At 56.5% G+C, this 24,538-nt stretch carries 20 protein-coding genes and 1 pseudogene; 6 read left to right on the forward strand and 15 right to left on the reverse strand.

From position 1 onward, the window contains the following. Position 1: 1 nt before the first annotated feature. Positions 2 to 1,192, reverse strand: a complete 1,191-nt coding sequence (locus ACSV9I_RS16085; RefSeq protein WP_438329873.1) for a muconate/chloromuconate family cycloisomerase — start codon at positions 1,190 to 1,192, stop codon at positions 2 to 4. A gap of 162 nt (positions 1,193 to 1,354) precedes the next feature. On the opposite strand from ACSV9I_RS16085, the gene ACSV9I_RS16090 reads away from it, so the two are divergent. Both ACSV9I_RS16090 and grxB read left to right on the forward strand, forming a co-directional pair. After that, on the forward strand, positions 1,355 to 2,296 hold the full coding sequence (locus tag ACSV9I_RS16090; protein WP_438329874.1) for a LysR family transcriptional regulator: 942 nt from the start codon (positions 1,355 to 1,357) through the stop codon (positions 2,294 to 2,296). Between the two features lie 273 nt (positions 2,297 to 2,569). After that, a complete protein-coding gene (gene grxB / locus ACSV9I_RS16095) occupies positions 2,570 to 3,214 on the forward strand; it encodes a glutaredoxin 2 (protein ID WP_438329875.1) in 645 nt (214 codons plus the stop codon). A gap of 641 nt (positions 3,215 to 3,855) precedes the next feature. Here grxB and ACSV9I_RS16100 read toward each other — a convergent pair. The 6 genes and pseudogenes from ACSV9I_RS16100 to ACSV9I_RS16125 form a co-directional block, all read right to left on the reverse strand. Continuing rightward, the gene (locus ACSV9I_RS16100; protein WP_438329876.1) at positions 3,856 to 4,545 is read right to left on the reverse strand and encodes a YoaK family protein; all 690 of its coding nucleotides are present in this window, start codon (positions 4,543 to 4,545) and stop codon (positions 3,856 to 3,858) included. Between the two features lie 159 nt (positions 4,546 to 4,704). After that, positions 4,705 to 5,145, reverse strand: coding sequence for a DoxX family protein (locus ACSV9I_RS16105; protein WP_438329877.1), 441 nt, complete (start codon positions 5,143 to 5,145; stop codon positions 4,705 to 4,707). 205 nt (positions 5,146 to 5,350) lie between these two features. After that, positions 5,351 to 7,318, reverse strand: a complete 1,968-nt coding sequence (locus ACSV9I_RS16110; RefSeq protein WP_438329878.1) for an amidohydrolase — start codon at positions 7,316 to 7,318, stop codon at positions 5,351 to 5,353. Next, positions 7,318 to 7,593 (reverse strand): DUF1427 family protein, encoded by a 276-nt coding sequence (locus tag ACSV9I_RS16115; protein WP_438329879.1) that lies wholly within the window; start codon positions 7,591 to 7,593, stop codon positions 7,318 to 7,320. The genes ACSV9I_RS16110 and ACSV9I_RS16115 overlap by 1 nt, the downstream gene beginning before the upstream one ends. Positions 7,594 to 8,835: 1,242 nt before the next feature. Further along, positions 8,836 to 9,486: pseudogene (locus ACSV9I_RS16120) on the reverse strand (NADPH-dependent F420 reductase); the annotation flags it as partial. Between the two features lie 44 nt (positions 9,487 to 9,530). Further along, positions 9,531 to 10,190 carry an ester cyclase gene (locus tag ACSV9I_RS16125; RefSeq protein WP_438329880.1) on the reverse strand — a complete coding sequence of 220 codons (660 nt, stop codon included), beginning with the start codon at positions 10,188 to 10,190 and terminating at the stop codon, positions 9,531 to 9,533. Between the two features lie 22 nt (positions 10,191 to 10,212). Here ACSV9I_RS16125 and ACSV9I_RS16130 point away from each other — a divergent pair, with 22 nt between their 5' ends. After that, on the forward strand, positions 10,213 to 11,112 hold the full coding sequence (locus ACSV9I_RS16130) for a LysR family transcriptional regulator (protein ID WP_438329881.1): 900 nt from the start codon (positions 10,213 to 10,215) through the stop codon (positions 11,110 to 11,112). 330 nt (positions 11,113 to 11,442) lie between these two features. Here ACSV9I_RS16130 and ACSV9I_RS16135 read toward each other — a convergent pair whose 3' ends face one another. Further along, positions 11,443 to 12,072, reverse strand: a complete 630-nt coding sequence (locus ACSV9I_RS16135; RefSeq protein ID WP_438329882.1) for a TetR/AcrR family transcriptional regulator — start codon at positions 12,070 to 12,072, stop codon at positions 11,443 to 11,445. A gap of 339 nt (positions 12,073 to 12,411) precedes the next feature. Here ACSV9I_RS16135 and ACSV9I_RS16140 point away from each other — a divergent pair, with 339 nt between their 5' ends. Together ACSV9I_RS16140 and ACSV9I_RS16145 are read left to right on the forward strand one after the other, a co-directional pair. Next, entirely contained in the window at positions 12,412 to 13,560 is a 1,149-nt protein-coding gene (locus ACSV9I_RS16140; RefSeq protein ID WP_438330019.1) for an MFS transporter, read from the forward strand. 51 nt (positions 13,561 to 13,611) lie between these two features. Further along, the gene (locus ACSV9I_RS16145; protein ID WP_438329883.1) at positions 13,612 to 16,074 is read left to right on the forward strand and encodes a glycoside hydrolase family 3 C-terminal domain-containing protein; all 2,463 of its coding nucleotides are present in this window, start codon (positions 13,612 to 13,614) and stop codon (positions 16,072 to 16,074) included. A gap of 313 nt (positions 16,075 to 16,387) precedes the next feature. On the opposite strand, the gene ACSV9I_RS16150 is transcribed toward ACSV9I_RS16145, so the two are convergent. From ACSV9I_RS16150 to ACSV9I_RS16175, 6 genes are all read right to left on the reverse strand, one after another. Continuing rightward, positions 16,388 to 16,993: a MarR family winged helix-turn-helix transcriptional regulator gene (locus tag ACSV9I_RS16150; RefSeq protein WP_438329884.1), complete on the reverse strand. Its 606-nt coding sequence runs from the start codon at positions 16,991 to 16,993 to the stop codon at positions 16,388 to 16,390. 36 nt (positions 16,994 to 17,029) lie between these two features. After that, complete coding sequence (locus ACSV9I_RS16155; protein WP_438329885.1) at positions 17,030 to 17,797, reverse strand: ABC transporter permease; 768 nt, start codon at positions 17,795 to 17,797, stop codon at positions 17,030 to 17,032. Next, positions 17,794 to 18,516 (reverse strand): ABC transporter permease, encoded by a 723-nt coding sequence (locus tag ACSV9I_RS16160; protein ID WP_438329886.1) that lies wholly within the window; start codon positions 18,514 to 18,516, stop codon positions 17,794 to 17,796. The genes ACSV9I_RS16155 and ACSV9I_RS16160 overlap by 4 nt, the downstream gene beginning before the upstream one ends. Positions 18,517 to 18,548: 32 nt before the next feature. Next, entirely contained in the window at positions 18,549 to 19,310 is a 762-nt protein-coding gene (locus ACSV9I_RS16165; protein WP_438329887.1) for an ABC transporter ATP-binding protein, read from the reverse strand. Between the two features lie 111 nt (positions 19,311 to 19,421). Then, on the reverse strand, positions 19,422 to 20,750 hold the full coding sequence (locus ACSV9I_RS16170) for an NtaA/DmoA family FMN-dependent monooxygenase (RefSeq protein WP_438329888.1): 1,329 nt from the start codon (positions 20,748 to 20,750) through the stop codon (positions 19,422 to 19,424). 21 nt (positions 20,751 to 20,771) lie between these two features. Beyond that, on the reverse strand, positions 20,772 to 21,314 hold the full coding sequence (locus tag ACSV9I_RS16175) for an NAD(P)H-dependent oxidoreductase (RefSeq protein ID WP_438329889.1): 543 nt from the start codon (positions 21,312 to 21,314) through the stop codon (positions 20,772 to 20,774). 141 nt (positions 21,315 to 21,455) lie between these two features. Between ACSV9I_RS16175 and ACSV9I_RS16180 the strand changes: the two genes are divergently transcribed. Continuing rightward, positions 21,456 to 22,553 carry an ABC transporter substrate-binding protein gene (locus tag ACSV9I_RS16180; protein WP_438329890.1) on the forward strand — a complete coding sequence of 366 codons (1,098 nt, stop codon included), beginning with the start codon at positions 21,456 to 21,458 and terminating at the stop codon, positions 22,551 to 22,553. A gap of 121 nt (positions 22,554 to 22,674) precedes the next feature. Here the strand turns inward: ACSV9I_RS16180 and ACSV9I_RS16185 are convergent, their stop codons facing one another. After that, a complete protein-coding gene (locus ACSV9I_RS16185) occupies positions 22,675 to 24,393 on the reverse strand; it encodes a GMC family oxidoreductase (protein WP_438329891.1) in 1,719 nt (572 codons plus the stop codon). Positions 24,394 to 24,538 lie beyond the last annotated feature (145 nt).

Here is a 24,538-nt window from a genome sequence, read left to right on the forward strand (position 1 = left end):
GTCAATCTCCCTCGCCCAAAGCAACGATCGTCTTGTGCAATCCGTCTCGAGTGAAGAAGGCGACGCGCTCCTCGTCCAGTTCGATGCCGAGGCCTGGCCCCGTTGGTATGGTCAACTCGAAATCGCTGTAGTCCAGCGGCGTGCCGAGAATTTCTTCCGTCAGCAAGAGTGGACCGAACAGCTCGGTGCCCCATTGAAGGTTAGGGAAGGTCGAAAACACCTGCGCTGACGCAACAGTACCGATGCCACCTTCGAGCATTGTCCCCCCATAGAGACCAATACCCGCAGCGTCGGCGATCGCCGCGACATGCTGCGAATTGTAAAGGCCACCGCTTTGCTCGATCTTGACAGCGAAGACGTCAGCGCCATGCACCTTGGCCAGATCGAAGGCACTTTCTGGTCCGCACAGCGATTCATCTGCCATGAGAGCAACGGGGAAGCGGCGGACCAGCCGTGCCAGGGCGGCCGAGGTCGCGACCGGTTGCTCGACAAGCTCGCAGCCAATATCGGCAAGGGCCGCCATCCCATAGGCGGCGTCCAACTCGCTCCACGCCATGTTCACGTCAACGCGAACCGCGCCACGGTCGCCGAGCGCTCGCTTGATGGCGGCTACATGCGCTATGTCGTCTTGCAGGCTCTTCGCACCAATCTTCAATTTGAAGATTCGATGCCGACGCAAGTCCAGCATCTGTTCCGCTTCGGCAATGTCGCGTGCCGTATCCCCCGACGCCAGTGTCCACGCGACGGCAAGCCGGCTGCGAAGTCGCCCGCCCAGAAGTTCGCTGATCGGTAACCCAAGCCGTTTACCATGGGCGTCGAGAAGGGCCGTTTCGACCGCACATTTCGCGAACCGGTTCTCCTTCACAACCTTACCGACGCGCGCCATCAGTGACCGTACAGATGTGGCATCCTGCCCGACCATAACGGGTCGGAAGTAGGTATCGACCGCAATCTTCATGCTTTCCGGACTTTCGGCTCCGTAAGCCAGTCCGCCGATCGTCGTGCCTTCACCAATCCCAACAATGCCGTCGCTGCAATGAACCTTAACCAGCATCAAGGTCTGACCGTGCATCGTTGCGACGGACAACTTGTGTGGCCGGATGGTTGGCAGATCGACGAGCAGGGTTTCTACCCGTTCGACGACAGGGGTGCTCGATTTGGTCTGTCTGGCTGATGGCAGGATCGTGTGCATGGCTGAATTCTGCGATGCCTTGCTCACCGCGTCCAACATCATTTGCGTCTACTACCATACCCAATGGGTATCATATCGCAGAAATCCTTTTGCATCGGCGCAATCCATGCCGCAAAATATCAGAACCTATAGAGATTTCTAAACTAGGGAGTGGGAACGTCAGTGGACCTTCGTCAGATGCGCTATTTCGTTGCGGTCGCACGCGAACGGAATTTCACCCGCGCGGCACAAGCGCTCAACATGGCGCAGCCACCGCTGAGCCGCCAGATTCAGTTGATCGAGGAGGAACTGGGCGTCGCACTCATCATCCGCAAAAGCAGGCCGGTTCGCCTAACGGAGGCGGGGCGGCTGTTTTACGAACAGTCGATGCAAATCCTCGGCAGGGTCGAGCAGATGCAGGCGGCGACCAAGAGAGTGGGCCTGAACCAGAACAGCCTCCTGTCGATCGGGTTCGTTGCCTCGACCCTTTATGCAGGCTTGCCGCCACTGGTCAGGAAACTGCGCCAGAGCGCGCCAGAAATGGATATACAACTGATTGAGCTGGTCTCCGTTCAGCAGATCCCGGCCCTCAAGGAGGGGCGCATCGACATTGGTTTCGGGCGGATGCGCTACACGGATCCAAATGTGACCGGTGTTGTTCTGCGGGAGGAAAAACTCGTCGCGGCCATTCCGAGGGATACGCCCTTGGCGCGGGAGCTTGACCCAATCCCGGTGGCGGATCTTACTGGTCAAAAAATCATCGTCTACCCAAAAGAGCCCAGGCCGGGTTATGCCGATCACATTCTTGCAATGCTCCAGGAACACGATGCACGTCCCGCTGAAGTGCAAGAAGTCCGGGAAATCCAGACTGCGCTTGGCCTTGTGGCTGCCGAGGCCGGGATCTGCATCGTGCCCGCCTCGGCACGGCAGATGCGGTCGGATGTGCACTATCGGCTTCTAGATGGTAAAGGTGCTACGTCGCCCGTCATCCTCAATCACCGTGCTGGTGATAATTCCCGATACATCGACCTTGTCCGCCAACTAGCGCAGGAAGCGTTCGGCGAGCACCGAACGCGCTCGGATGGGAATGGTGATCTGGAGCCGCCGGACCTCAAGAGCACTTGAACCATCAAATCAAGGACATGACGCAAATTGTTGCTGGCATAGTTGCGCCATGGATGTTTGCGGCGAGCGTTTCTGAGAGCGACCGGTCCTAAGTAGAACTCAACTCACCTGAGTGTAGCCCACGGGCCTCTTTAATGAACATTCAAGATCGATAAATTGCGATGAACAGCATTCTGGATCGAACCTGTTCTCAAGATATACCTGCCGTTTCCATCCGGAGAGCCCGCGAGCTTATCTCGCCTCACTGCATTTGATCATCTGGAAGATAATCCCATGAAGCTTTACGTCTATGACCACTGTCCGTTCTGCGTGAAAGCCCGGAGCATTTTCGGACTGAAGAATATTCCTATGGAACTCATTGTCATGATGAGCGACGACGAAGCGCTACCAACGCGGATGATCGGGAAAAAGATGGCTCCCATTCTAGAACATGAGGGCCGCTTCATCCCGGAAAGCATGGATATCGTTGCCTATGTGGACAATCTGAACGAGACCCCAATCATCGTTGGACCACGTAATCCGCTGATCGCGGAATGGTTAAGCGACGCGACCGACGCGCTCTACCGGCTGGCCATGCCCCGCTGGGCCGCATCCCCGATGGAGGAGTTTTCGACCGCATCCGCACGCGCATCCTTCACACGGAACAAGGAGGCAATCATCGGCAAATTCGCCGATCGCATTGCGGACAGCAGCACCTATATCGCAACGATCAACGAACACCTGCGGGCACTGGAAGCGATGATGGCCTCCCCGGGCGCCGTTAATGGCACCCTTTCGGAGGACGACATACACCTCTTTGCAGCACTAAGGGCCATGTCGATCGTACGCGGGATTGTCTACCCACCGAAGGTCGAGGCGTATCGCCAGGAAATGGCGCAACGCACGGGCGTAGACCTCCACGATGGGATCGCAGCATAGGCAGATCCATTGGTCCGGGTGAACAGCCGAGCCATACGGGAGGGTTGCTGGCAACGATAGTGAGGCCAGTACCCGTCAACCCGCCCTCCCGCGAACGATGAAGCTGTCATAGCCATCATCCACGGCCTTGCTATCCTCGACGTCTCCACGACACCGTCCAACGATCATCCGTGCTACATGCTCTCCGATAAGATCCTCAGAGGGGTGGACGATAGTCAGAGCTGGCGGCAATTCGGCCGCCTTTGTGTCGCGCCGTAGCCGACAACGCCAATGTTTCAACGCGCTTTGTCGATCGTGATCTGCGTCGCTTAACGGGCGGCGAGTTGCGTGGAAAACGCTATTTAAACGTCTCTTCGCAGCTCAGATCATCTCCTTGGTCAAGGCCATCATGCCGGTCTCGCACGGCACAATAGTACGTGAGCAAAGCATTCAGCTATGTTTTATCGAATACTGGCGGAATTCCAGTAGTGAAATCGACACAACCAACGTCTGTCCATGTATCGTAAATCATTAACCTGTTGACACAAACGCAACCGGCCGTTTCACAAGAATTAGAGGGCGAAATCAATGCGATTGCGCAACGCCCAAATTGTCAAAACTCTTGCGGCATCCAAGATCTCGGGGCCGATTGGGCAGGCGCATTACGGCGCGCTCAACGATTGGCCATTCGATGCGGCCTGCAACCAGATTGCCCCAAGACCTACAAGCGGGGCCAGCATGAAGCACCACATGCCGAACAGGGTGAACAAGCCAGCAGCGGCCAGGCAACCGCCCCCAAACGCAAGCACAGCAGGAACGAATTTGGCTATTCGCGCGAGCACTGCTGGTCTGCTCTCGGCGGATGTTCCGTATAGCAACTGACCGATATCCAGCATGATCTGCGTGGTTGTTCCCGTCATAAGCGTCGTGGGCGGCGCGCTGCTGAGATGCACACGATGGGCGCCGTTTTGAATGGCCATGGCCGAAACGAACAGCATTCCCGTAACGAACAACTCCCAGGAATCCCCGATGGGAAACGGACCCCATAAAACTGCTAGAACCGCCCCGCCCAGAAGCAATGCGCACTTCAGACCGAGCATGATGACGAATGCGCCTTTGCCCCGTTCGACCAACCAGAGCCCCAGGCAACGGGCGAGGATGACGACGCAACAGAATACCGGCAGCGCTGCGAGCTTCACCAGAGCGCCCGATGTCCCTTCGGCGAGTGCCGCACCGAATGTCACGAAGTTCCCGGTCACGTGTGCCGTGAACAGGCCATGCATTGCCAGAAATCCTGCGGTATCAACATATCCGGCATTGAAGCTGAGGAGCGTAGGCAATCTTTGCGTCATCACTAATCTTTCTGAATTTGCCTGAAACTGAGGTCTACGAGTCCGATATCGGCGCTGCAAGGCAAGTGATGGTTGGCCCTGTGGAGCGATCCGACCGGTGGCTGAATTGCTCTGGGGGATGTCGAATCTGCCGACCACGGACCTTCCAATGCTCACTGCTCACTGCTCACTTTTCATGAGGTCGGAGATCGCAACCAGGACAAAAGCGCCGGCAAGGCCCAGGTGTTCGAAGAATGCATTTGTCGCCATCACCCGGTCCATACCAGCGGGCATCTCCCAGAAGCGGAGGGCGACGTATGTTGCGAGCAATGTGAAGACTGCCAGAGCGAGTGCCCCAATCCAGCGGAGAAAGCCTGAGAGCACCATTGCGCAGGTTGCAAGCTCGAAGATGATAACGCAGACCGCGAAAAGCGCCGCCGGATAGAGGCCGAAGTGCTCCATCTCGGCGATTGCCCCCTTGAAGTCGAGGAGCTTGGTGATCGGACCCTGTATATAGGCCGCGCAAAGGGCCAGCAGGGCGGTAAAGCGAATGGCCGGAGCGCCGAGAATTTTTGCAGCGAAAGGACGTAGATTGCCCAAGGAAGAAAGATGATTGGTCATGGTAACCCCTGAGCCGTCAAGTGGTCGAACTGGACGGCGTTTATTTCGAAAGCACGGCACATCGGCCGGTAGACCGGCGGCCCCAAATCGTTTGACGATCAGGAACCCGTCACGACAACCGGCATGATCACCTGCACGTTCATTGGAAAGCGGGCAGCTGAACCATGCTGCCCACTCTCTCACCAGTCGGGTATCTGCTGTGACGTCACACCGCCCAGCAGGAGCATCCCAAGGCTCCGAAGAAGCCCTTGAGATCAGCGATCGGCAGCTTTGACGTCCATGCGCTGGCGTGGTCGTGGCCATGTACGGTGCAGTCACTTGCGCAGCCGCACGTCGATATCGCAGTGCGACGAAGGGAGCGTTGTCCCGCGCCTTGTGGTTCACCCCAGGCCGCGTAACCGCCGAACTTCCGCACTGGTGACCAATCCGGCATGGCGGGCGGCAACTGGTTCTCGTCGAGCGCCTTGAATGCTCCCCCACCATAAACAATCTTGCCACCGACCATGGTGAAATCAGACGTCAGGAAGGAAATTTCATCTTCTGCACACGAGAAGAAGTCCTTGTCCGGGACAATGAGATCGGCGAACTGCCCCTTCTGGATGCGACCCTTCTTGCCTTCCTCATTGGAAAACCAGGTGACCTTTTCCGTCCACATCCGCAGCGCCGTTTCGCGATCCAGGCAATTGGCCCGCGGATAGAGCTGCATGCCACCGACGGTCTTGCCGGTAATCATCCATGCGAGCGAGACCCAGGGATTGTATGATGCAACGCGAGTAGCATCAGTACCAGCCGAAACATTGACACCCTTTTCCAGCATGCGCTTGATTGGTGGGGTAGCCTCGGCAACCCCGTGGCCATAGCGTTCTACGAAATACTCACCCTGATAGGCCATGCGATGCTGGGTTGCGATGCCCCCACCAAGTGCGGCGATCCGGTCGATCGAACGTTCCGAAATCGTTTCGGCATGATCAAAGAACCAGTTTAGACCTTCGAGGGGGATATCCTTGTTGACCTTTTCAAAAACATCGAGGGACCGCGAAATGGTCTCGTCATAGGTGGCATGCATGCGCCATGGCCACCGGTTCTCGGCCAGCACCCGGACCACTTCCTCGAGTTCACCTTCCATCTCAGGCCCCAATTCGGGCCGCGGCTGACGAAAGTCTTCGTAGTCGGCAGCAGAGAAGACAAGCATTTCGCCCGCGCCGTTATGACGGAAATAGTCATTCCCCTGCTTGTACTTCACCGAGGACGTCCAGTTGAGAAAATCCTCTTTTTCCTCTTTCGGCTTCTGGGTGAACAGATTGTAGGCGAGCCGCACTGTCATCTGATTGTCGTCAGAGAGCTTCTGAATGACCCGGTAGTCGTCGGGATAGTTCTGGAAGCCGCCGCCCGCATCAATAACGCCGGTCACGCCGAGACGGTTAAGCTCGCGCATGAAATGTCGTGTCGAATTCACCTGATATTCGAAGGGTAGCTTGGGCCCCTTGGCGAGCGCCGAATAGAGAATGGTTGCGTTTGGCTTGGCCAGCAGCAGACCCGTTGGGTTTCCGTTGGCATCGCGGACGATTTCGCCACCGGGCGGGTTGGGCGTGTCGCGCGTATATCCGATGGCGCGCACCGCTGCGCCATTCAATAGCGCACGATCGTAGAGATGCAGAAGAAATACCGGCGTATCGGGCGCAATGGCGTTAATTTCTTCAATCGTCGGCAGACGTTTTTCGGCGAATTGTTGCTCGGTAAAGCCTCCCACGACACGAACCCACTGCGGAGCCGGCGTGACCGCCACCTGCCGCTTGAGCATATCCATGGCATCGGCAAGCGAACGGATGCCGTCCCAACGCAGTTCCATGTTGAAATTGAGGCCACCACGGACGACATGGGTGTGATTGTCGATCAGGCCAGGCAGCGCACGCTTGCCCTTGAGATCGATGATCTTCGTATCTGGTCCCGCAAGCGCCATCACGTCAGCGTCACTGCCAACCTCAAGAAACAGCCCGTCCTTGATGGCGACTGCACTGGCAAGCGGGTTTGCGCGATCGAGCGTGGTGATCAATCCGTTGTGCAGTACGATATCTGCAAACTTTCCAGTGGTTTCAACTCTTTCCGTAGCCGAGGCAACCTTGGCCAAGGCAAGCGCCGAGGCGGTAGCTATGAATTCACGACGGGTAGGCATCAGCTTTTTCTCCCTTCATCACCGTGACGAGCAGCTTCGCCCTCGCCTTCCGGCAGCTGTCCAAAAATGTGCGACTTCCCCTGGTTGAACCGGGAATCAACGGCGGCCTCTTGAGCCACAAGCGTCTTTGCAAAGGGAATGAGCTGCTCACCGATCAATATTCCAAGCAGCCCAATCAGAGCGATGACCGGCGGAGCAGGTGAACGAACATTGAGCAAGCTATAGATCATTCCGACCAATACGCCGGCACCCAAGGAAAATATATATGCCTTCATGGCAACATCTCAGATCGTAGAATCAATAATTTATTTGCGAAAATCACGATATTCATAATCAATATTCGCATATACATTTGCTAACGAGCGTATACATTATTACTTTTCGACATCGGGAAACCCGAATCGACCGCCTATACTTTATTTCTTCATCGCCATTTAAACAGCTTGGATGTAGCGAAAACTGGAGCGGCACTCAGCCTATAAACCGTTGATCTGAAGCACCCTGACCTCGGACACTTTTGCCGCAAGGAATTCAATCTTGCTCGGAATGACACAGTGTTGAGCGAGAACCTCAATGACAGGCGCCGTGAATGCCGCTGCGGGGCTCAAGCAATGAGCGGGTGGATAACTCCGGGAAAACACAGAAATTCGAGCCATCTTACACCGTCCTCATAATCGGCACTCAGCTGGGACTCACGGATGACCGCTGCTGATAAATGGGTGGTAATGTAAATAAAAACGCCGATAAACAGCGAAAAATCTACGTTGTGTAGGCCTAATTTCTACAATACCCCACTTGAAACAGTCCCGCAGCATCATCGGCCATTCCACAGCGAAGCCTTGTTCGGCTCCACCGCAGTTGAGGACACGATCAACGGTGCGACGTTCGCTCCGGATGGATGTGTTACTCTAAGCGGGCTACGCGTAAATCTTCCGGATCCACGTAACGCGAACTCAGCTTGACCCCAGTTGCCAAGGTCGCGCGTGACCAACCACTCTCCAGCGCTCTGAAAAAATCTGTACGCCTGAACGTGAAGCCACAGGTGAGAGCCTGCAACTTGCCAGAACTTGGTTCAGGGAAATTCGGTTCAGCAAATTTCGATGCAAGCCACATTCAACAGCCGCTCCACCATAGCCAGAACGAGCTTGGTCCCGAGCGACCAGATACTGTCTGGCGGTAGCGCCAGTACTGCGGCTTTCACCCGGAATCGGATAGATAGTGGGAATTCGTGGAACCGCCCGTTCCGCTTTGTAAGGCGTGGATGACGCCCAGCTTCAGTGGACCGCCAGCGATCTTCGAGCAAGCGCTACTCGACCGCCAGATCCTTTGGCTTGGACGGATATCCAGCCTTCCGCCCCGTGCCGTTCACCAGATTGTTTTCAGTGCTGATCCGAAAGCACCGCGCCCGGAACCGGGCGCGGCAGGTCGTTGACACTCAGAGGGTATAGTGTGGGGCCAGATCTAAATGGCTGTCATCTTCTGCAGCCAACCCGCCCCGCACGATGCCCCACCTCTGATTAGCCCAACCAGACAGGCGCAATCAGAGTTCCCCGGCCCAGCATGTAGCCGAACTGGATGTTGAGGTAGGCGAGAGGCTCAATATAGCGAGCGTTCTTAAGCGCACCGGCATCGCGGGCGTCAAAGCCGACTTCGTTTGCCAGCGCCAGCACCGCTGCCTTAGCCGAGGCATCATCCGCTGCGACAAAGGTCTGGATCGGCTTGCCACCCAAGGTCAAACCTTCGGCGTAGATCTGGGCGAAGACGGTGTTGAATGCCTTCACCACACGCGCGCCCTTCAACGCCTTTTCGATCTCCTCTGCGGCTGACGTCTCATGCCCGAGCTGCAAGCCAGAAAAGTCGTCGGTCACGGGATTGGTAACGTCCACGACGATTTTGCCGGTGAAATCAGCGGCATCCGCAAGGCCTGCCACGGCGCCATATGGTACAGCAAGTATGACAATTTCGGCCCCGGCGACAGCATTCTTGATATCAGTCGCCTGCACCAAAAGGCCCTGCTCCTTCAACCTAGCGGCCAACTCCTCACCGCCCTTGCGGTCTGCGACAACTACGCTGTTATTGGTCTTGGCGAGCACAGTAGCGAGACCAGAGCCGATATTGCCCGTGCCAATGATTGCAATGTTCATGATTTTTCTCCTAGTTCCGGGGAATGGGTCCTGCCGGTCACGCCGACAGGAGCCACATGCCTAAAGTCTTAGTTGCCGACGCCGAGCTGCCGGTAGAAGTCCTTATTGTCCCAGAACAGATACTCCTCGGACATCGTACCATCGGGACCCCACTGGCTGACGGTGGCCATCCGAATGCGATAGGCCTTGCCAGTCGGCGCGATTTCTGTGCCATCAGCAAGTTTCATCGGCTTCGTGAAGGTGCCTTCCATGAAGCCAACGACGCTGGTCCAGTCGCCGTCTTGCAGCTTGATAGGATGCTCCAGAATGCGAGTGTCGGGAGCAAAAGAGAAAAGATACTTCAGGTCCGAGATATGTGTGTCGATGCCTTCAGTGACCCGACCATCCGGCCAATGTACCTTGACGTTCGCGCTGTGGCTTTCCTTCAGGCGTTCCCACTTCTGGTTCGTGAACACGTCAAAGTCCAAGGTATCGAAAGTCGCAAGATGCTGGGCACCAAGGGCCTCGGCAGCACGATAGTTCTTCAGGTCAGTCGCATCGTCGGCGAACACGGTAGTGGCAAAGCCTGCAACAACAAGGGCGGCCAAGCTGAGGGATTTTAGTGTGTTGAGCATTTTCTGTTCCTTTGTATCAGCGCGGGCGTTTGCCGCTGCGGTTGGCTGATGAAAGGAATATGCAGAAAATGAACTCTGGATAAAATGGCGAAGATGACGTATCTCTTTCCACATAATGTTCCTAATGGAGTCGTTGATGGACTTTGTGGATGGCATCAGGGTGTTTGTTGCCACAGTAGAGACTGGTTCTTTCTCAGGTGCAGCAGCGCGACTGGGCATGTCGCCAAAACTGGCTTCGAAATACATGGCCGAACTGGAACAGCGGCTTGGAACAAGACTTCTGCAACGCACCACGAGGCGGCTGGGAATGACGGCGGCAGGAGAAACGCTTATACAGCGCGCTCCCGACTGGCTCGCTGATCTGGATGTCATGACCTCGGGATTGCGCGAGACAAAAAGGGGCCTATCCGGCACGCTCCGGATATCTGCCTCGATAGCTTATGGCGAGCTTCGGCTCATGCAGGTCCTAAGCAATTTCCGCTCAGCACATCCTGATCTAACCATCGATCTCCGCCTTTCGGATCGATATGTCGATCTGGCGGCGGAGGGAATTGACCTTGCCATACGCATCGGGCGGCTGAACGACTCGGCGCTGGTTGCGCGCAGGCTTGGCCGAACGACGCTGCAGCTCGTTGCAGCACCGTCCTATCTCGACCGGATGGGTCGACCGATGAACCTAGACGCGCTGGAGACGCACAACTGCATTCGCGACACGAACTTACGCGGCAATGGTAGCTGGCCATTGCAGGAGGGCGGCGTACTCCGCCTGCTTAACGTTCGCGGATCGTTCATGGTCAACAGCCCGCGAATTGCCTGCGATCTGGCCCGCAATGGCGAGGGCATTTCTCTTTGCCCTGACTATGTCGTGCATGACGATCTAGCAACGGGTGCGCTTGAGCACGTCCTCCCGACCGTTTGCGGACCCGAACTGGACATTCACGCAGTCTATCTCGGCCAGCGTCGGCTTTCGCAGAGAACGCGTGCATTCTTGGACTACCTGGGCTCGGAACAACAGCAGCTCAGCATTCATCGCTAGGGTCCAGCCGATGGCTCCCGTCAAGCCGACCTCGGAGATGACCGACAAGCACAAGCCTCGAGCCATATGCGTTTGTCGCCAGACGCCCATGGAGGGGCGCCCTTTGTCTCATGGGGTTCACCGGAACGGTGAAACGTCGGTGGCCAGGCGGTCTGCAGCATTCAGACCCTTTTACCTTTGATCCGCCGTGCTCAATCCATCGGCAGCAGACTATGCTCGGCGCCGCCTGCGCAATAAGCCCCCCGCCTCATCGACCATCGCCGCACTGGAAACGCACGATCCAACGCGTGTTAGAAAGTGCTAGGGCACCGACCCGAACCAGCGACGGATTCATGACTTTTTCGATGTCACCTCTATATCCCGTGCAAGTCGGTCGACATAAAGCTGCAGCGCGTTAACCATATCGAACCGATCCGGATCGCGCAGCCAGAGCGTCTGCAACCCATCCATGACGGCTATGAGTTCTGTCGCAAGCGCTGGGCCGTTTACATCCGCGCGGATGCACCCCTCCAGCACGGCCTGCTCGAAGATCCCCCCAATCTCCTTCTGGAGCTGTCTGGATCGTTCTATGAACCAATTCGTCGCGGGGTGATCTTTCGTCAGACTCTCACCATTGAGAACGGCAAAAGCACGAACGACTTCGGCGATCTCGACATTGGTGCGGCAGACTTGCACAAGGCCTGACAGAAAGCTCCCGACGTCGTCTGGCAGGTGGCCGACAGCGAGGACGCCATCATGATCTCGCTTCTCCAGTACGGCCAGGAGGAGATCCACTTTGGTTGGGTAGTGATGGAGCAACCCGGGCAGCGAAAGCCCAACGTCGCGGGCAACGTCGCCGATCGCTGCGTTCTGGTATCCATCGGTCGCGAACCGTCGCATGGCTGCAACAAGAATTTCTTCACGGCGGCTCGTTCCCTTAGGGGAATGCCTTCGCTGCTTGCCTTGCGGTTCTCTCGTCATCTGTGCCCCACCCTCTCGGTCGAGCTTTACTCCGATATCGGGAGGTCTGAGAACCCTATTTTTCGAAACCATCTCACGTGGCTCAGGGTGGTGCCCGAGTTAATCGTCGCATTTCGACCTGCTATCTTGACTCTTAAAAATTACCGAGTAGTCGGTAGGTTAAACGCCGCCACTCTACGGCTGGGGAGGATCACCGTGAAGAATCTTGATATCGATACACCAAGCAAGCCCCTTACAACGCCCACTTCCCCTCCGTTGAAAGACGTCGGCTTCCCCTTCCTCACAGGCTTTGCACTTGCCAATCTCGGCTTTTACGTTGCCGTGATGACTCCGATAGCAATGACGCTGGCAATCCGCATCGGCGCGCTGGATCCTGCAGGCAAAGAGGCAAGCCTTGGCGCAATCCTCGGCGTAGGCGCGCTGTTCGCACTTTTTGCCAACCCGATTTTTGGACATCTTTCAGACCGGACACGTTCACGCTTCGGCCGGCGCAAACCATGGCTGGTCGGCGGTGTCGTAATTGGTTCGGTTTGCCAGGTCGTAATCGCATATGCCTCGGATCTGTGGATCATCGGTATTGCTTGGTGTGTCGCTCAAGTCGCCTACAATGCCCTGCTCGCAGCACTTTTTGCGGTCGTTCCGGACCAGGTTCCAGAACATCAGCGCGGGGTTGTGTCAGCACTCTCAGGGATGTCCGTGTACATTGCACTCCTGATCGGCAGTGCCGTCATCTCGCTCACCGGAACAGCCTCGAATGCAATGTTTTTGGTCCCGGCTGCGGTCTGCCTCCTGGCCGTCCTGGCGTTTGGGTTCCTCTTCAAGGATCGGCCGACACATGAGGACGCGGCCTCGGCTGGAGGCGGCTTTGTTGAACTCGCGTCGAGTTTCTGGGTGAACCCGCTCCGGCACCCAGATTTCGGCTATGCCTGGCTCAGCCGCTTTCTGGTTTTTCTGGGCTTTGCTGTGCTGACGTCCTATCAGGTGTACTACCTCACCGATCATCTCGACATAGCCGAAACGGAGATCGGTCGGACCATGTTCGTGTCAGCTCTCATCACGACGGCTGCCGTGGTTCTCGCCTCATTGCTTTCAGGACTTCTCTCGGACCGCGCCGGTCGCCGCAAGCCGTTCGTCATGATGGCCGCCGTTGCATACGCGCTTGGTATCGCGATCATCATTTTTGCCAACGGGCTTATGGTCTTCTACGCTGGCATTGCGGTCTCATCCATCGGATTTGGCGTCTATCTTGCGGTCGACCAAGCGCTTGTTGTCGACATCCTGCCTGATCGGGAAACTCATGCAGCCAAGAATCTCGGTGTATTCAACATCGCCAGTGTCGTGCCGCAATCGATAGCACCGGCAATTGCACCGTCGCTGCTGGCGATCGGATCAGCAACCGGGCAGAACTATAGCCTACTTTATGCGGTCGCAGCCGCCAGCGCCTTTCTCGGAGCAATTGCGATTGTGCCAGTTCGCGGCGCGCGCTGAACAGCAGGTCCAGTTGCCATGTCGCAATGCGAAAAGAAGGAGGAGCCCGCAATGATAGAATCCATTCTCGATAGGATGACACTTGAAGAGCAGGTTTCTCTGCTCTCGGGCGCCGATTTCTGGACCACCGTGGCCATCGACAGGCTTGGCGTGCCAAAGGTCAAGGTTACGGACGGTCCCAACGGAGCGCGTGGGGCCGGTTCCCTTGTCGGCGGCGTCGAAGCAGCTTGCTATCCGGTGGGGATTGCGCTTGGCGCAACCTGGAACCCCGAATTGGTTCGTCGAATGGGCGCATCCCTGGCGGGACAGGCGAAAAGCAAGGGAGCCTCTATTCTTCTTGCTCCGACCATCAACATTCATCGCTCCGGACTGAACGGACGCAACTTCGAATGCTATTCGGAAGACCCTCACCTGACCGGCGAACTCGCTGTTGCCTATGTGCAGGGTGTCCAGAGCGAGGGCATAGCTGCCACCGTCAAGCATTTTGCAGGCAATGAATCAGAGGTCGAGCGTCAGACAATGTCGTCAGACATTGATGAGCGCACGTTGCGGGAAATATACCTCGCCCCTTTCGAGCAAACAGTTAGACGCGGCAAGGCAATGGCCTTCATGTCCGCTTACAACAAGCTCAATGGCGTCTACTCCAGCGAAAACGACTGGCTGCTGACGCAGGTTCTGCGCGAGGAGTGGGGCTTCGACGGCGTCGTGATGTCGGACTGGTTCGGATCGCGCACGACTGCCGAGACGATTAACGCAGGCCTGGATTTGGAAATGCCCGGCCCGACACGTGACCGCGGCGATAAACTCGTTGCAGCTGTCCGGGATGGAAAGGTCAAGCCTGAAAACATCCGCGAGGCCGCCAGGCGGATGCTTGTGCTGCTCGAGCGTGTCGGTGCATTCGAAACACCTCCAGACCTGAACGAACGCTTCCTGGACCGGGAGGAAGATCGAACACTGATCCGCCAGCTCGGATCGGAGGGTGCGGTCCTATTGAAGAATAACGGTGTTCTGCCACTGGAAATGACCTCACTGGCAAGGATTGCGGTCCTTGGCCCCAATGCGGCGACTGCGCGCATCATGGGAGGAGGCAGCGCTCAGATTGCGACGAGCTACGCTATCAGCCCCTTGCAAGGCATCCAGGCGGCATTGCAGAATCCCAACAGCATGCAGCACGCCGTGGGGTGCCGACACAACAGACTGGTAGAATTGCTTCAAGCCGACATTCATGTCGAGTTCTTCGCCGGACACGGCCGCGAAGGCACCCCACTCCATATCGAGAAAGCCGTCAAAGGCGAATTCTTTTGGTTCGATTTGCCCGAGAAGCGGCTAGACCCGACGAATTTCTCGGTCCGCCTCTCTACAACGTTTACTCCCGACGAAACTGGAGAGCATGTCTTCGGAATGACCAACGCGGGTCTCGCGCGGCTCTACATCGACGACACACTTCTCATTGATGGCAACGACGGCTGGACCAAGGGCGAAAACTACTTCGGCACAGCGAATGATGAAATCAGAGCATCCGTCACACTCGAAGCCGGCCGGCGCTACAATATCCGCGTCGACTACGATACGCCGGAGGCGAACGGCGAAGGCATATACATCACAGCGGTCCGCTTTGGCGTCGAAAGGCCGCTGGGCATCGATGCGATCGACGAAGCCGTCGAGCTCGCGAGAAACAGCGACGTCGCGCTCGTTTTCGTTGGTCGCGATGGCGAATGGGATACAGAAGGCCTCGATCTTCCCGATCTTCGTCTGCCAGGAAAACAGGACGAATTGATCCGCCGGATCGCTGCCGTCAACTCCAAAACCGTGGTCGTACTACAGACGGGCGGCCCCATTGAAATGCCTTGGCTCGACGACGTGGCCGCAGTCGTGCAGTTCTGGTATCCTGGACAGGAACTCGGCAACGCGGTCGCAGACGTCCTTTTTGGCGATGTCGAGCCACGAGGCAGACTGCCGCAGACCTTTCCGAGGTCGCTTTGGGACAACTCGGCTATGGCAGGCCATCCGGAAACCTATCCCGGAAAAGACGGACACGTGCGGTATGAGGAGGGAGTTTTCGTCGGCTATCGACACCACGATGCTCGCGGTGTCGAACCACTGTTCCCCTTCGGCTACGGGCTCGGCTACACCGAATTCAATTGGAGCCAACCAACCGTCTCATCGCGAGAATTCGGCTCGGAAGGTATAAGTGTCACTGTTGATATTCAGAACGTAGGCAGTCGCTCCGGTTCTGAGGTGGTGCAGCTCTACATTCGATCTCCGAAAGGTAAAGTCGAACGACCGGACAAGGAACTCAGGGCCTTTGCCAAAATGTTCATCCCCGCCGGGCAGACCGGCACGACGACGCTTGCAATCAAGCCACGTGACCTCTGCTACTACGATGTAGACCTGAGCGCCTTCCATGCCGAGCCCGGGACATACGAAATCCTGTTGGCAGCGAATGCCTCCGACATCAGGTCGGTGACACAAATTACACTGTCCCACGCTTACATTTTGCCGCCTGAGGCCTGAAAGGTCACGCCCCAAACTCCCTCCCAAGGAGCACCGCAGGACAAAGGGCTCGCCCCAAAAAGTCGGGCCCTTTGTCCAATGACCTGCAGCAGCAATGGTGTCACGGCTTCGATGCGATGGATCAGATTATACTTGAAGCAAGGACCGCGAGGTTACCGTCGACGGGCACCCAAACGCGCGAAATCCTGACAACGCGTTCACCCAGTCACTTGATCATTTCAGCCACACCAGGGCAGCGAACGTTTTCAATGCTCTTAGGATTGATGTTTGCGAAGTGCGCCAACCTTCACCCACGGACGCACAGACGGTTCATTCAATCCTTCCCCTGTATCGTCATGGCAAGTTTGCCGAGCAGACGCATGAGCGTTTCAAATTCATCGCTGGAAAAGCTTTGCAGCATGCCTTTTCCAAGGTCGCCGATCCTCAGCCACGCCTCCTCGAACCGACGGATACCCTCAGGCGTCAACGTCAAAAGTGAGGAACGACCGTCGCGGCTCGAAGGAATTTTCGCCAGAAGACCTTCCTTCTCAAGCGTAGCCGACACTCCGGAAACATTTGCGCGGCTGATACCCATCAAATAAGCCACTTGCGAACCCTCGATCGGCCCCGTTAGCCAGATCACCCACATCAGGTGAAATCCTGCATGGGTCAGGCCCATGGGACGCTGCACCTTGGTTTCATGACTGTGACTGATTAGGCCACCAATCCGGAATATCATCAGGGAAAGACGGTTAGATTGGTCATCGAGCTCCGGCAGACGGCGATGCGCCTCTTGCATGGCTCGGTCGATATATCCCGTTACGTCATGCGCATCGACAAGGGCTTTCAGCTCCTCACGAAAGCGCAGGGCTGTTTGCTGCCGTCTGGCCAATCGATCTTCCCACTTTGTTGCACCGCGAGTTAAAGCACGAGCCGCCATCACGTCAACGTGGTCGACCGCTGCCTCACGCCTGTTTCACTGCCACAAACGCAGGATTCTCCGCTCAAGCCGGGTGACCAGCCCAAAGACCATGATGGAGATAACCGTTGCAATCGCGCTCGTGCCGAAAGCACGGTCTGTTTCGAAGGCGGATGCTGCTTGGCGAAACAGGTATCCGAAGCCGCTCTTGCCGATCAGATATTCCGCCACCATTGCGGACAGAAAAGCTGATGGCGCGGTCAATCTCAATGCAATCATCCAATTTGGCACGGCGGCAGGCAGATAGAGGTGACGTAACCGCACCAGATACGGGGCGCCGAGCACTGAAAACAGGTCAGCACTGGTGCGGCTGAAGGCGCGCATTCCCGAAATCGTGAAAACAAAGGCCGGAAAGAACGAGATGACAGCGACAATGACGAGTACGGTTCGCATGTCGTAGCCAAACAGCCGCGCCAGAAGCGGGATGATGGTCACAACAGGGACAGACGCGAGTATCAGACTGACAGGGAGCAACAGGCCATTCAGAATTCGAGACTGGCTTATAAGGATGGCAATCACGGTGCCGGCCAACATACCAACAAGCATACCCGAAAAAGCCAGCAACAGGGTTTGCATGCCATTGAGTACATAGATGCCAGAGTTCCCGACGATGTCTCTTAAAACGTCGAGTGGTGCAGGCACCACGATGGCATTGACGTTGAACAAACTGATCCCGAGCTGCCAGATGGCAACGAGCGCCATGATTGCCCAATTCACCGATAGGAATTGGTAAACGCGTTTCTGTATCGAAATATGTGCCATCATCGAAAAAGTCTCTGCACCCATCTTTGGATCTGACTCATTGCTGCGTAGGCAGCAAGAGATAGCAACGACGTCACGAGCACCGCAGACCACAGCATGGGAATCTGAAAGTTCTGCATGGCACTGACCATCAACAGGCCGATCCCGCGGGAAGCACCAAACCATTCACCGAGGATCACACCGATAAACGCCATTGGCACGGCGTAACTCAACCCGTCTAGAAGCGTGGGCAATGCGGTGGGGAGATCGTAATGCAGGAAACGCGTTCCCTTGCCGGCTCCGAGCACCGCGAACAGGTCGCGCCCGGCTTGGGGCGCAGCAGACAAACCAGATGTCATCGCGACATAACTGACAAAGAAGACGCTAATACCGGCTATCGCAGTGCCGGTATAGTCTCGACTGGTCAGCACGATGAAGATCGGTGCCAACGCGATTGTCGGAATGCTGTGGAGCAGGCTGGCGAAGCGATCCATTCCAGGCCGGAGTGCCGTGACGAAATGCACGAGAACGGCAGCCAGCATCCCCAGACTTGCCCCAACAGCATAACCGATCGCCACCATGGTCGTCGTGGCGAGGGCGGCCTTTGCCAGAAGCGCCTGCTTTTGAGGACTGGCCATGAACATGACGACGGACGATAGAGGGGGCCAGGCCATACCGAACCAGCCCTTCTGCCCCGCGACTTCCCACAATCCCGCGAATAGTGCGATGCCGAGGAAACCCAACAGACAGTCCTGCGCGCGTGTTGACGGCCTCATCAATTATCCTCTGGTTCCAGCGCCAGCGTCAGTTCGTCGGCCAGTTGGTGGAAAGCCGCGCTACGCTGGATCTCCGGAAGCCGCGGCCGTGCGAACGGGACTTCGATGGTTTTGATAACACGACCTGGCCGCCCCCCCATGACAATGATCCGGTCCGCTAAAAGCAGGGCTTCATCGACACCATGGGTGACGAGTAGCGTCGTAATCCTGTCTTCGCTCCATATTCGCTGGAGTTCCATATTCATGGAGCGCCGCGTGACGGCATCGAGGGCCCCGAATGGTTCATCCAGCAGCAAGACTGTCGGGCGAAGCACCAGGGCTCGGGCGATTGAGACGCGCTGACGCATGCCGCCCGAAAGCTGTGCCGGACGCGCATTTGCGAATTGTTCGAGGCCGACTAGAGCGAGAAGTTCGTCGATCCTTTTCCAGTCAACCGGCCGACGCGCCGCATGAAAGGGGATCGCCATATTCTTTCTGACGGTCAGCCAGGGTAATAGGGCATGATCCTGGAAGGCGACGCCGAGCCTGTGTGAGCGGGACACCTCTGTCGGCTCGGCTGCTTCGACTGCAACGCGGCCAAAGGTTGGCCGCTCCAGCGCAGCCACCAGCCTGAGAATTGTACTTTTCCCACAACCCGATGGACCGATGAGAGCAACAAACTCACCCTGCTGGACAGTCAGGTTGACTGAATCGATGGCCCTGATCGCCTTGCCGCCATCCAGAGGGAACTCCATGGAGACGTGATCGATCTCGATTGACACTGATCTGCCACGGACTTGCTTCCTAGGTGCCTCACTCATATCAGAAATCCACTCTGGGCGGGAGATCGCTTTTTACAGAAACGCAAGGCTCGATCCTCTCGTGGCCAGATTTCAAGATCTTGCGTATCGATTTTCGACATCGGCCAATCCCAATCGTTGACGCAAGTTGCCCTCGGCATATTCCGTGTTCATCAGACCTCGCTTTTGCAGGATAGGGACCACCTGCTCGACGAAATCATCAAGACTGCCCGGCATTGCATGCAGAAAGAGATTGAAACCATCGGCTCCACCTTCCCGGAACCACGTTTCCATGGAATCCGCCACCATTTCCGGCGTCCCGATTACAGAAATGTGGCCATACGCGCTGGCCAGCCAGTGGAATGTCTCACGAATAGTCAGGCGTCGTCCTTGCGGGCTCAGGTTGATGTCTTCACCATGCGCGAAGGCATCGATCGAGGGTAGGTCAGGCAAGGGCTCGTCCAGGGGATAGCCACTGAGATCGACGTTCCAGAACCCCTTGATCAGGTTGAGGCCAGCGACATCATCGAGATATTGGCCTATCTCCATGAACTTCCGTTGAGCCTCGGCCTCGGTACCGCCGATTACAGGGAAGAATCCAGGCAGAACGGCCAGATCGCCCGGGCGACGTCCGTGCCGTGCCAGAGCATCAGTCATCGATTTGCGGAAGGAGCGCCCACCCTCGAGTGTGCCGAATTTGGCATACATTACATCGGCCGTACGGGCTGCCATTTCATGTCCCGCCCTTGACGTTCCCGCCTGCGAAATGATCGGCCGGCCCTGCGGCGGACGGGGCATATTCAAAGGCCCCTTGATGGCGAAGAATTCGCCTGAATGGTCCAGGCTGTGCATTTTCGAGTGATGGAAATAACGCCGGGAGGCCCTGTCTCTTGTAAATGCCTGGTCTTCGAAGCTGTCCCAAAGTGCAAACACCGTATCTACCGCTTCATTGGCACGGCGGTAACGGACCTCGGAAGGAACCTGCTCGTTATACCCGAAGTTGAGCGCTTCCTCCAGTGAGCCTGAAGTGACGACATTCCATCCCGCGCGCCCCTCAGAAAGGAAGTCAAGACTGCCGATCTGTCGTGCAATGTGGTAGGGATGTGCATAAGTGGTTGAAATCGTGCCGACCAGTCCAACATGCTCGGTCACCTGGGAGAGTGCCCCAAGTAAGGTTGTTGGCTCGAAATGCACCGCATTCCCCATCATTTCCTGCTCCCGCGGATTGAGGCCAAGCGTCTTGACGCCAACCCCATCCGCGAGAAAAAGGATGTCGAGAATGCCTTTTTCGGCAGTCCGCGCCAAATGTTTGTAGAGGCGGATATCAAGCTCACCCTCGCTACCGGCTCGGCCCTCCAACCATCCATGCGGACCAGTATTGCATAGGACAGCAAGCTTCATCTTGGCAGAATTGCGCATCATTCCCCTCTGATTTGTTGAGTTTTAAAATTGTGATCGCACGAGATGGGTGAATTCGAAGGCGGCTTGCGCCACTCGCTCTGTCACTCCGCTCTCGCAAAGCCGATACTGATGAAAATCGCTGTCTGCTGCATAAACCGATGTGGGAACGGTAAGTGCACCAAAGAAACCGAAGAGTGGGCGTAGGAACTGTTCCACCACAAGGGCATGGCGATGCCCACCTCCGCACGCAGCCAAACAGACAGGTTTTCGCAAGAGCGCAAGCGGATCGACAAAATCGAAGAAATGCTTGAACAAACCGGAATATGCGCCCTTGTAGACAGGGCTGCCCACGATCAATCCGTCAGCGATCTCCACCGCATCGATAATAGCTCGAGCCTTCGAAGAAAGTTCATCGCGATTAATCGCGGCGCCGAATTCAAGGCCCACATCAAGCAAATCGAAGGTGGATATATTGAATCCTCCCTCCGGAATTTTTTTGCATTCGGAAGCGAGCGCCTGCAGGAGCGTCGTCGTCTTTGAAGGCCTGTGGGTCGCCCCACTGAACACGATAATTTCGATGGCCACAGCGCACCTCATTCGCGGTTTCGCCCACCCTCGTCGAGAAAACAAAATTAGTCAAGCACCTTATCAATTTTGATACCTTTTCATCTATCAATCTGATATTTCAGGCTTTTCTTGAAATAATCAGCAGAGTTAATTTGCGTCTTGACAATAAATTGGCGCATGCAATGCTTATCTTGTGGGCGAAAAGCCAGTAGCATAATTTTTAAGCAACGGAGCCAGTTCATGCGCAATTTCATTCCTACACGCCGCCAGTTCCTGGCTCTGAGCTCAGCCGCACTTCTCTCGTCTCAAGTCCCTAAATCGGCAAATGCTGCGGATACAAGAACTCTGAACCTCGCATTGGACTGGATACCAAGCGTCCAATATGCCGGCCTTTTCTCCGCAATTCAGACCGGCCTTTTCGAAGAAAAGAAGCTGAAGGTTGACTTCACACCGGGCGGACCGAATGCACCCGCCCCTCTCGTTCTCCTCGCAGCAGGAAAAGCCGATATAGCCGCTGGCACTTGGCTCTCTACGCTCGATGCAATCAACAAGGACAACGACCTCGTCATCATTGCCGCGGAATTCCCCCAGAGCCCGGGTGGCATCCTCTCACTTCCGACGAAGCCGATCCGCACGGCAGCCGACATCAATGGCAAGACCATGATGATACAGGATCCGGCGCTCAGCGTGATCTTTGACGGGATGCTGGCCTTTGCCGGCGTCAAGCCGGACTACAAGGTAATTCCTACAGGCTTTTCTGCAGACCCGCTCTTTGCCGGCGACGGTGACGGGTATCTATGTTTCGTAGTGAACCAGCCGCTTGAACTTGAAGCAAGAGGCCTACAGCGCGACAAGGATTTCATCCTGGCATCGTTCATGGACCTTGGCTACAACATCCCGGAAACGCTCACGGTCGTCAGCCGTCGCTTCTTGACCGAGAACCGCAGCCTGCTCGTCGACTACTTCGAGGCGCTTTTGCGCGGCTGGCAGAAGCATGATGCTGCTCCCGACACTTCCATCCAGCACATCGTCGACACCTATGGGCAGGATTACGGCCTGGAATACGAGGTCGAAAGAAGAAAATCAGACCTGACAAGCAAGCTGACGTTCGCCCCGGGCGGCTCCGGCAGGCTTGTCATCGAGGAAGACCAAATCACTCGAATGCTCGAACTTGCCAAACTGACGAACCGCCCCGCCGCAAATCCGGAACGCTTCATCGATCTGTCCCTGCTCAGAGAGGCTACAGCCCGGCTCTGATCGACAGGACCGGACTGAACAGCTCATTTGCAGACGCATCTGGCGGCTGCAGATTTTCGAAGGAAGCGGGTCAGAAATGCAACGCCGCCGACCATTGGTCAGCGGCTTGCCATTCAATCACTTAGGCTTCGAGAATTTCAGCCATGCGACGGCCGATGAAGACACAGGCAGGCATGGTGGGGACGGATACGATCCGTGGCATGATGGTACTATCGGCTATGCGCAGATTGCGCACACCATTGACCCTCAGCTTGGCGTCCACCACAGCCTGATTGTCTTTCCCCATTCGGCAGGCACCGGAGGAGTGAAAATAGGTCGTTGCTCCGTTCCTGATGAAAGTTTCAAGCTCCTGACCTTCGAGTTTCCTTCCAGGCGCCACTTCTCGCACGACAAAGTCCTTCATGGCCTTCGAATTGGCTATGGAACGAGCGATTTCGATACTCGATGCAAGTGATTTGACGTCATCCGGATGACTGAGGAATTGCATGTCGACGATGGGTCGATCCGAGGCGTTGGCGGACTTTAGCTTTACCGTCCCTCGACTTTTGGGCGCCACCAAACCTGCACACAGGGCCCAGCTTGTCGGCGGCGGCGCATATTCCTTGCCGATCACATCGCTTGCATACGGAATCTCGATCTGAACGACACTGACATCCGGCAGCTCGAGCGCTGAATCGGTTTTGTAGTACCCCGATACATTCGCCGCGCTGTTGCGATACTCGAAAGCGCTCGGCGCCTCGAACAGGCATCCTCCGTGCAGGATGTGATCCTGAACGTTCTTGCCGACTTCGGGCGAACTCACCAGCGTCTTGATACCCACCGCCTTCAGATCGGCCTCATCACCAATGCCACTCAACATCAGGATCTGCGGCGTGTTGAAGCCCCCCGACGACAAGATGATCTCACGCTCTGCCATAATCGTGACCGGCGTACCGTCCTTTATATACTCCACCCCGACAGCCCGGTCACCCTCCAGGATAATGCGCTGGACATGCGCACCGACAAGCAGGGTGACATTGTCCTGGTCAAGCACCGGATAGAGAAAAGCCTTCGCCATGTTCTGGCGCTTTCCATCCTTGATGATTTGGTTCATCAGGCCAAACCCGTTGCCCGTTTCCTCCCGCTCACCATTCAAGTCATCGACGACAGGCAGACCGGTTTCGCGGCAGCCCTCCAGCGCTTGCAACGCCAATGGCAGCGGATCATGTGCCGGCTGCACCCATACGGCACCACCCGTACCGCGATACTTGGGATTGGGCGCTCCTTGCCAATTCTCGACGCTCTTGAAGATGTCCAGGCCATGCGAATACCCCCACATCGGATCGCCCGCCTCGGACGCCCAGTGGTCGAGATCCGCCTTAAACGGCCGAGCCCAGATTGTCGCATTGATGCTGCTGCCACCGCCGACGACACGACCGGTATGCTCCGGGATCGCACGGTTGTTCACACTGGGAGAGGCAATGGAGACATCACCCCAATCTCTCTCCGTTCCCAGATTGGTAAACCAGACGCGTGGATCCTGGATCGAAGGGGCAGTATCCCAGTCTCCTGCCTCCAGCACCAGGATCCGTGCCGCTGCATTCTGAGCAAGCGCACCGACCAGCGCACAGCCAGCACTGCCGGCACCCACCACAATGTAATCATAGGACCGAGCCAGGGATGCTCGTCGCTTGTCCTGATTGGCGCGAATGGCGTCTAACTCATCCGCAAGAGCCTCGACCCCCGCGGCCGCAACAATGCCGGTTGCCAAGGCAGCCTGTATGAAACCTCTTCGGCTGATACGCCCGGCGACCAGAGAACGTTCAAGCTTCTCAAGCTGCATGTAACGATAGTCTGTCATTTATTCCTCCCAAGATTAAAAGACACCTCGATCCATATGGCAGGCAGTCAACCAGGGCCTTCGTTCTCCTCCAAAACGAATGCCGACGAATTTCCTCATTCGCACCGACGCTAGTTGACAGCCTGTTCGCGGGCCGGCGAATGAC

It is taken from the genome of Rhizobium sp. G187 (assembly GCF_051549525.1).
In the GTDB taxonomy this organism is placed as follows: domain Bacteria; phylum Pseudomonadota; class Alphaproteobacteria; order Rhizobiales; family Rhizobiaceae; genus Allorhizobium.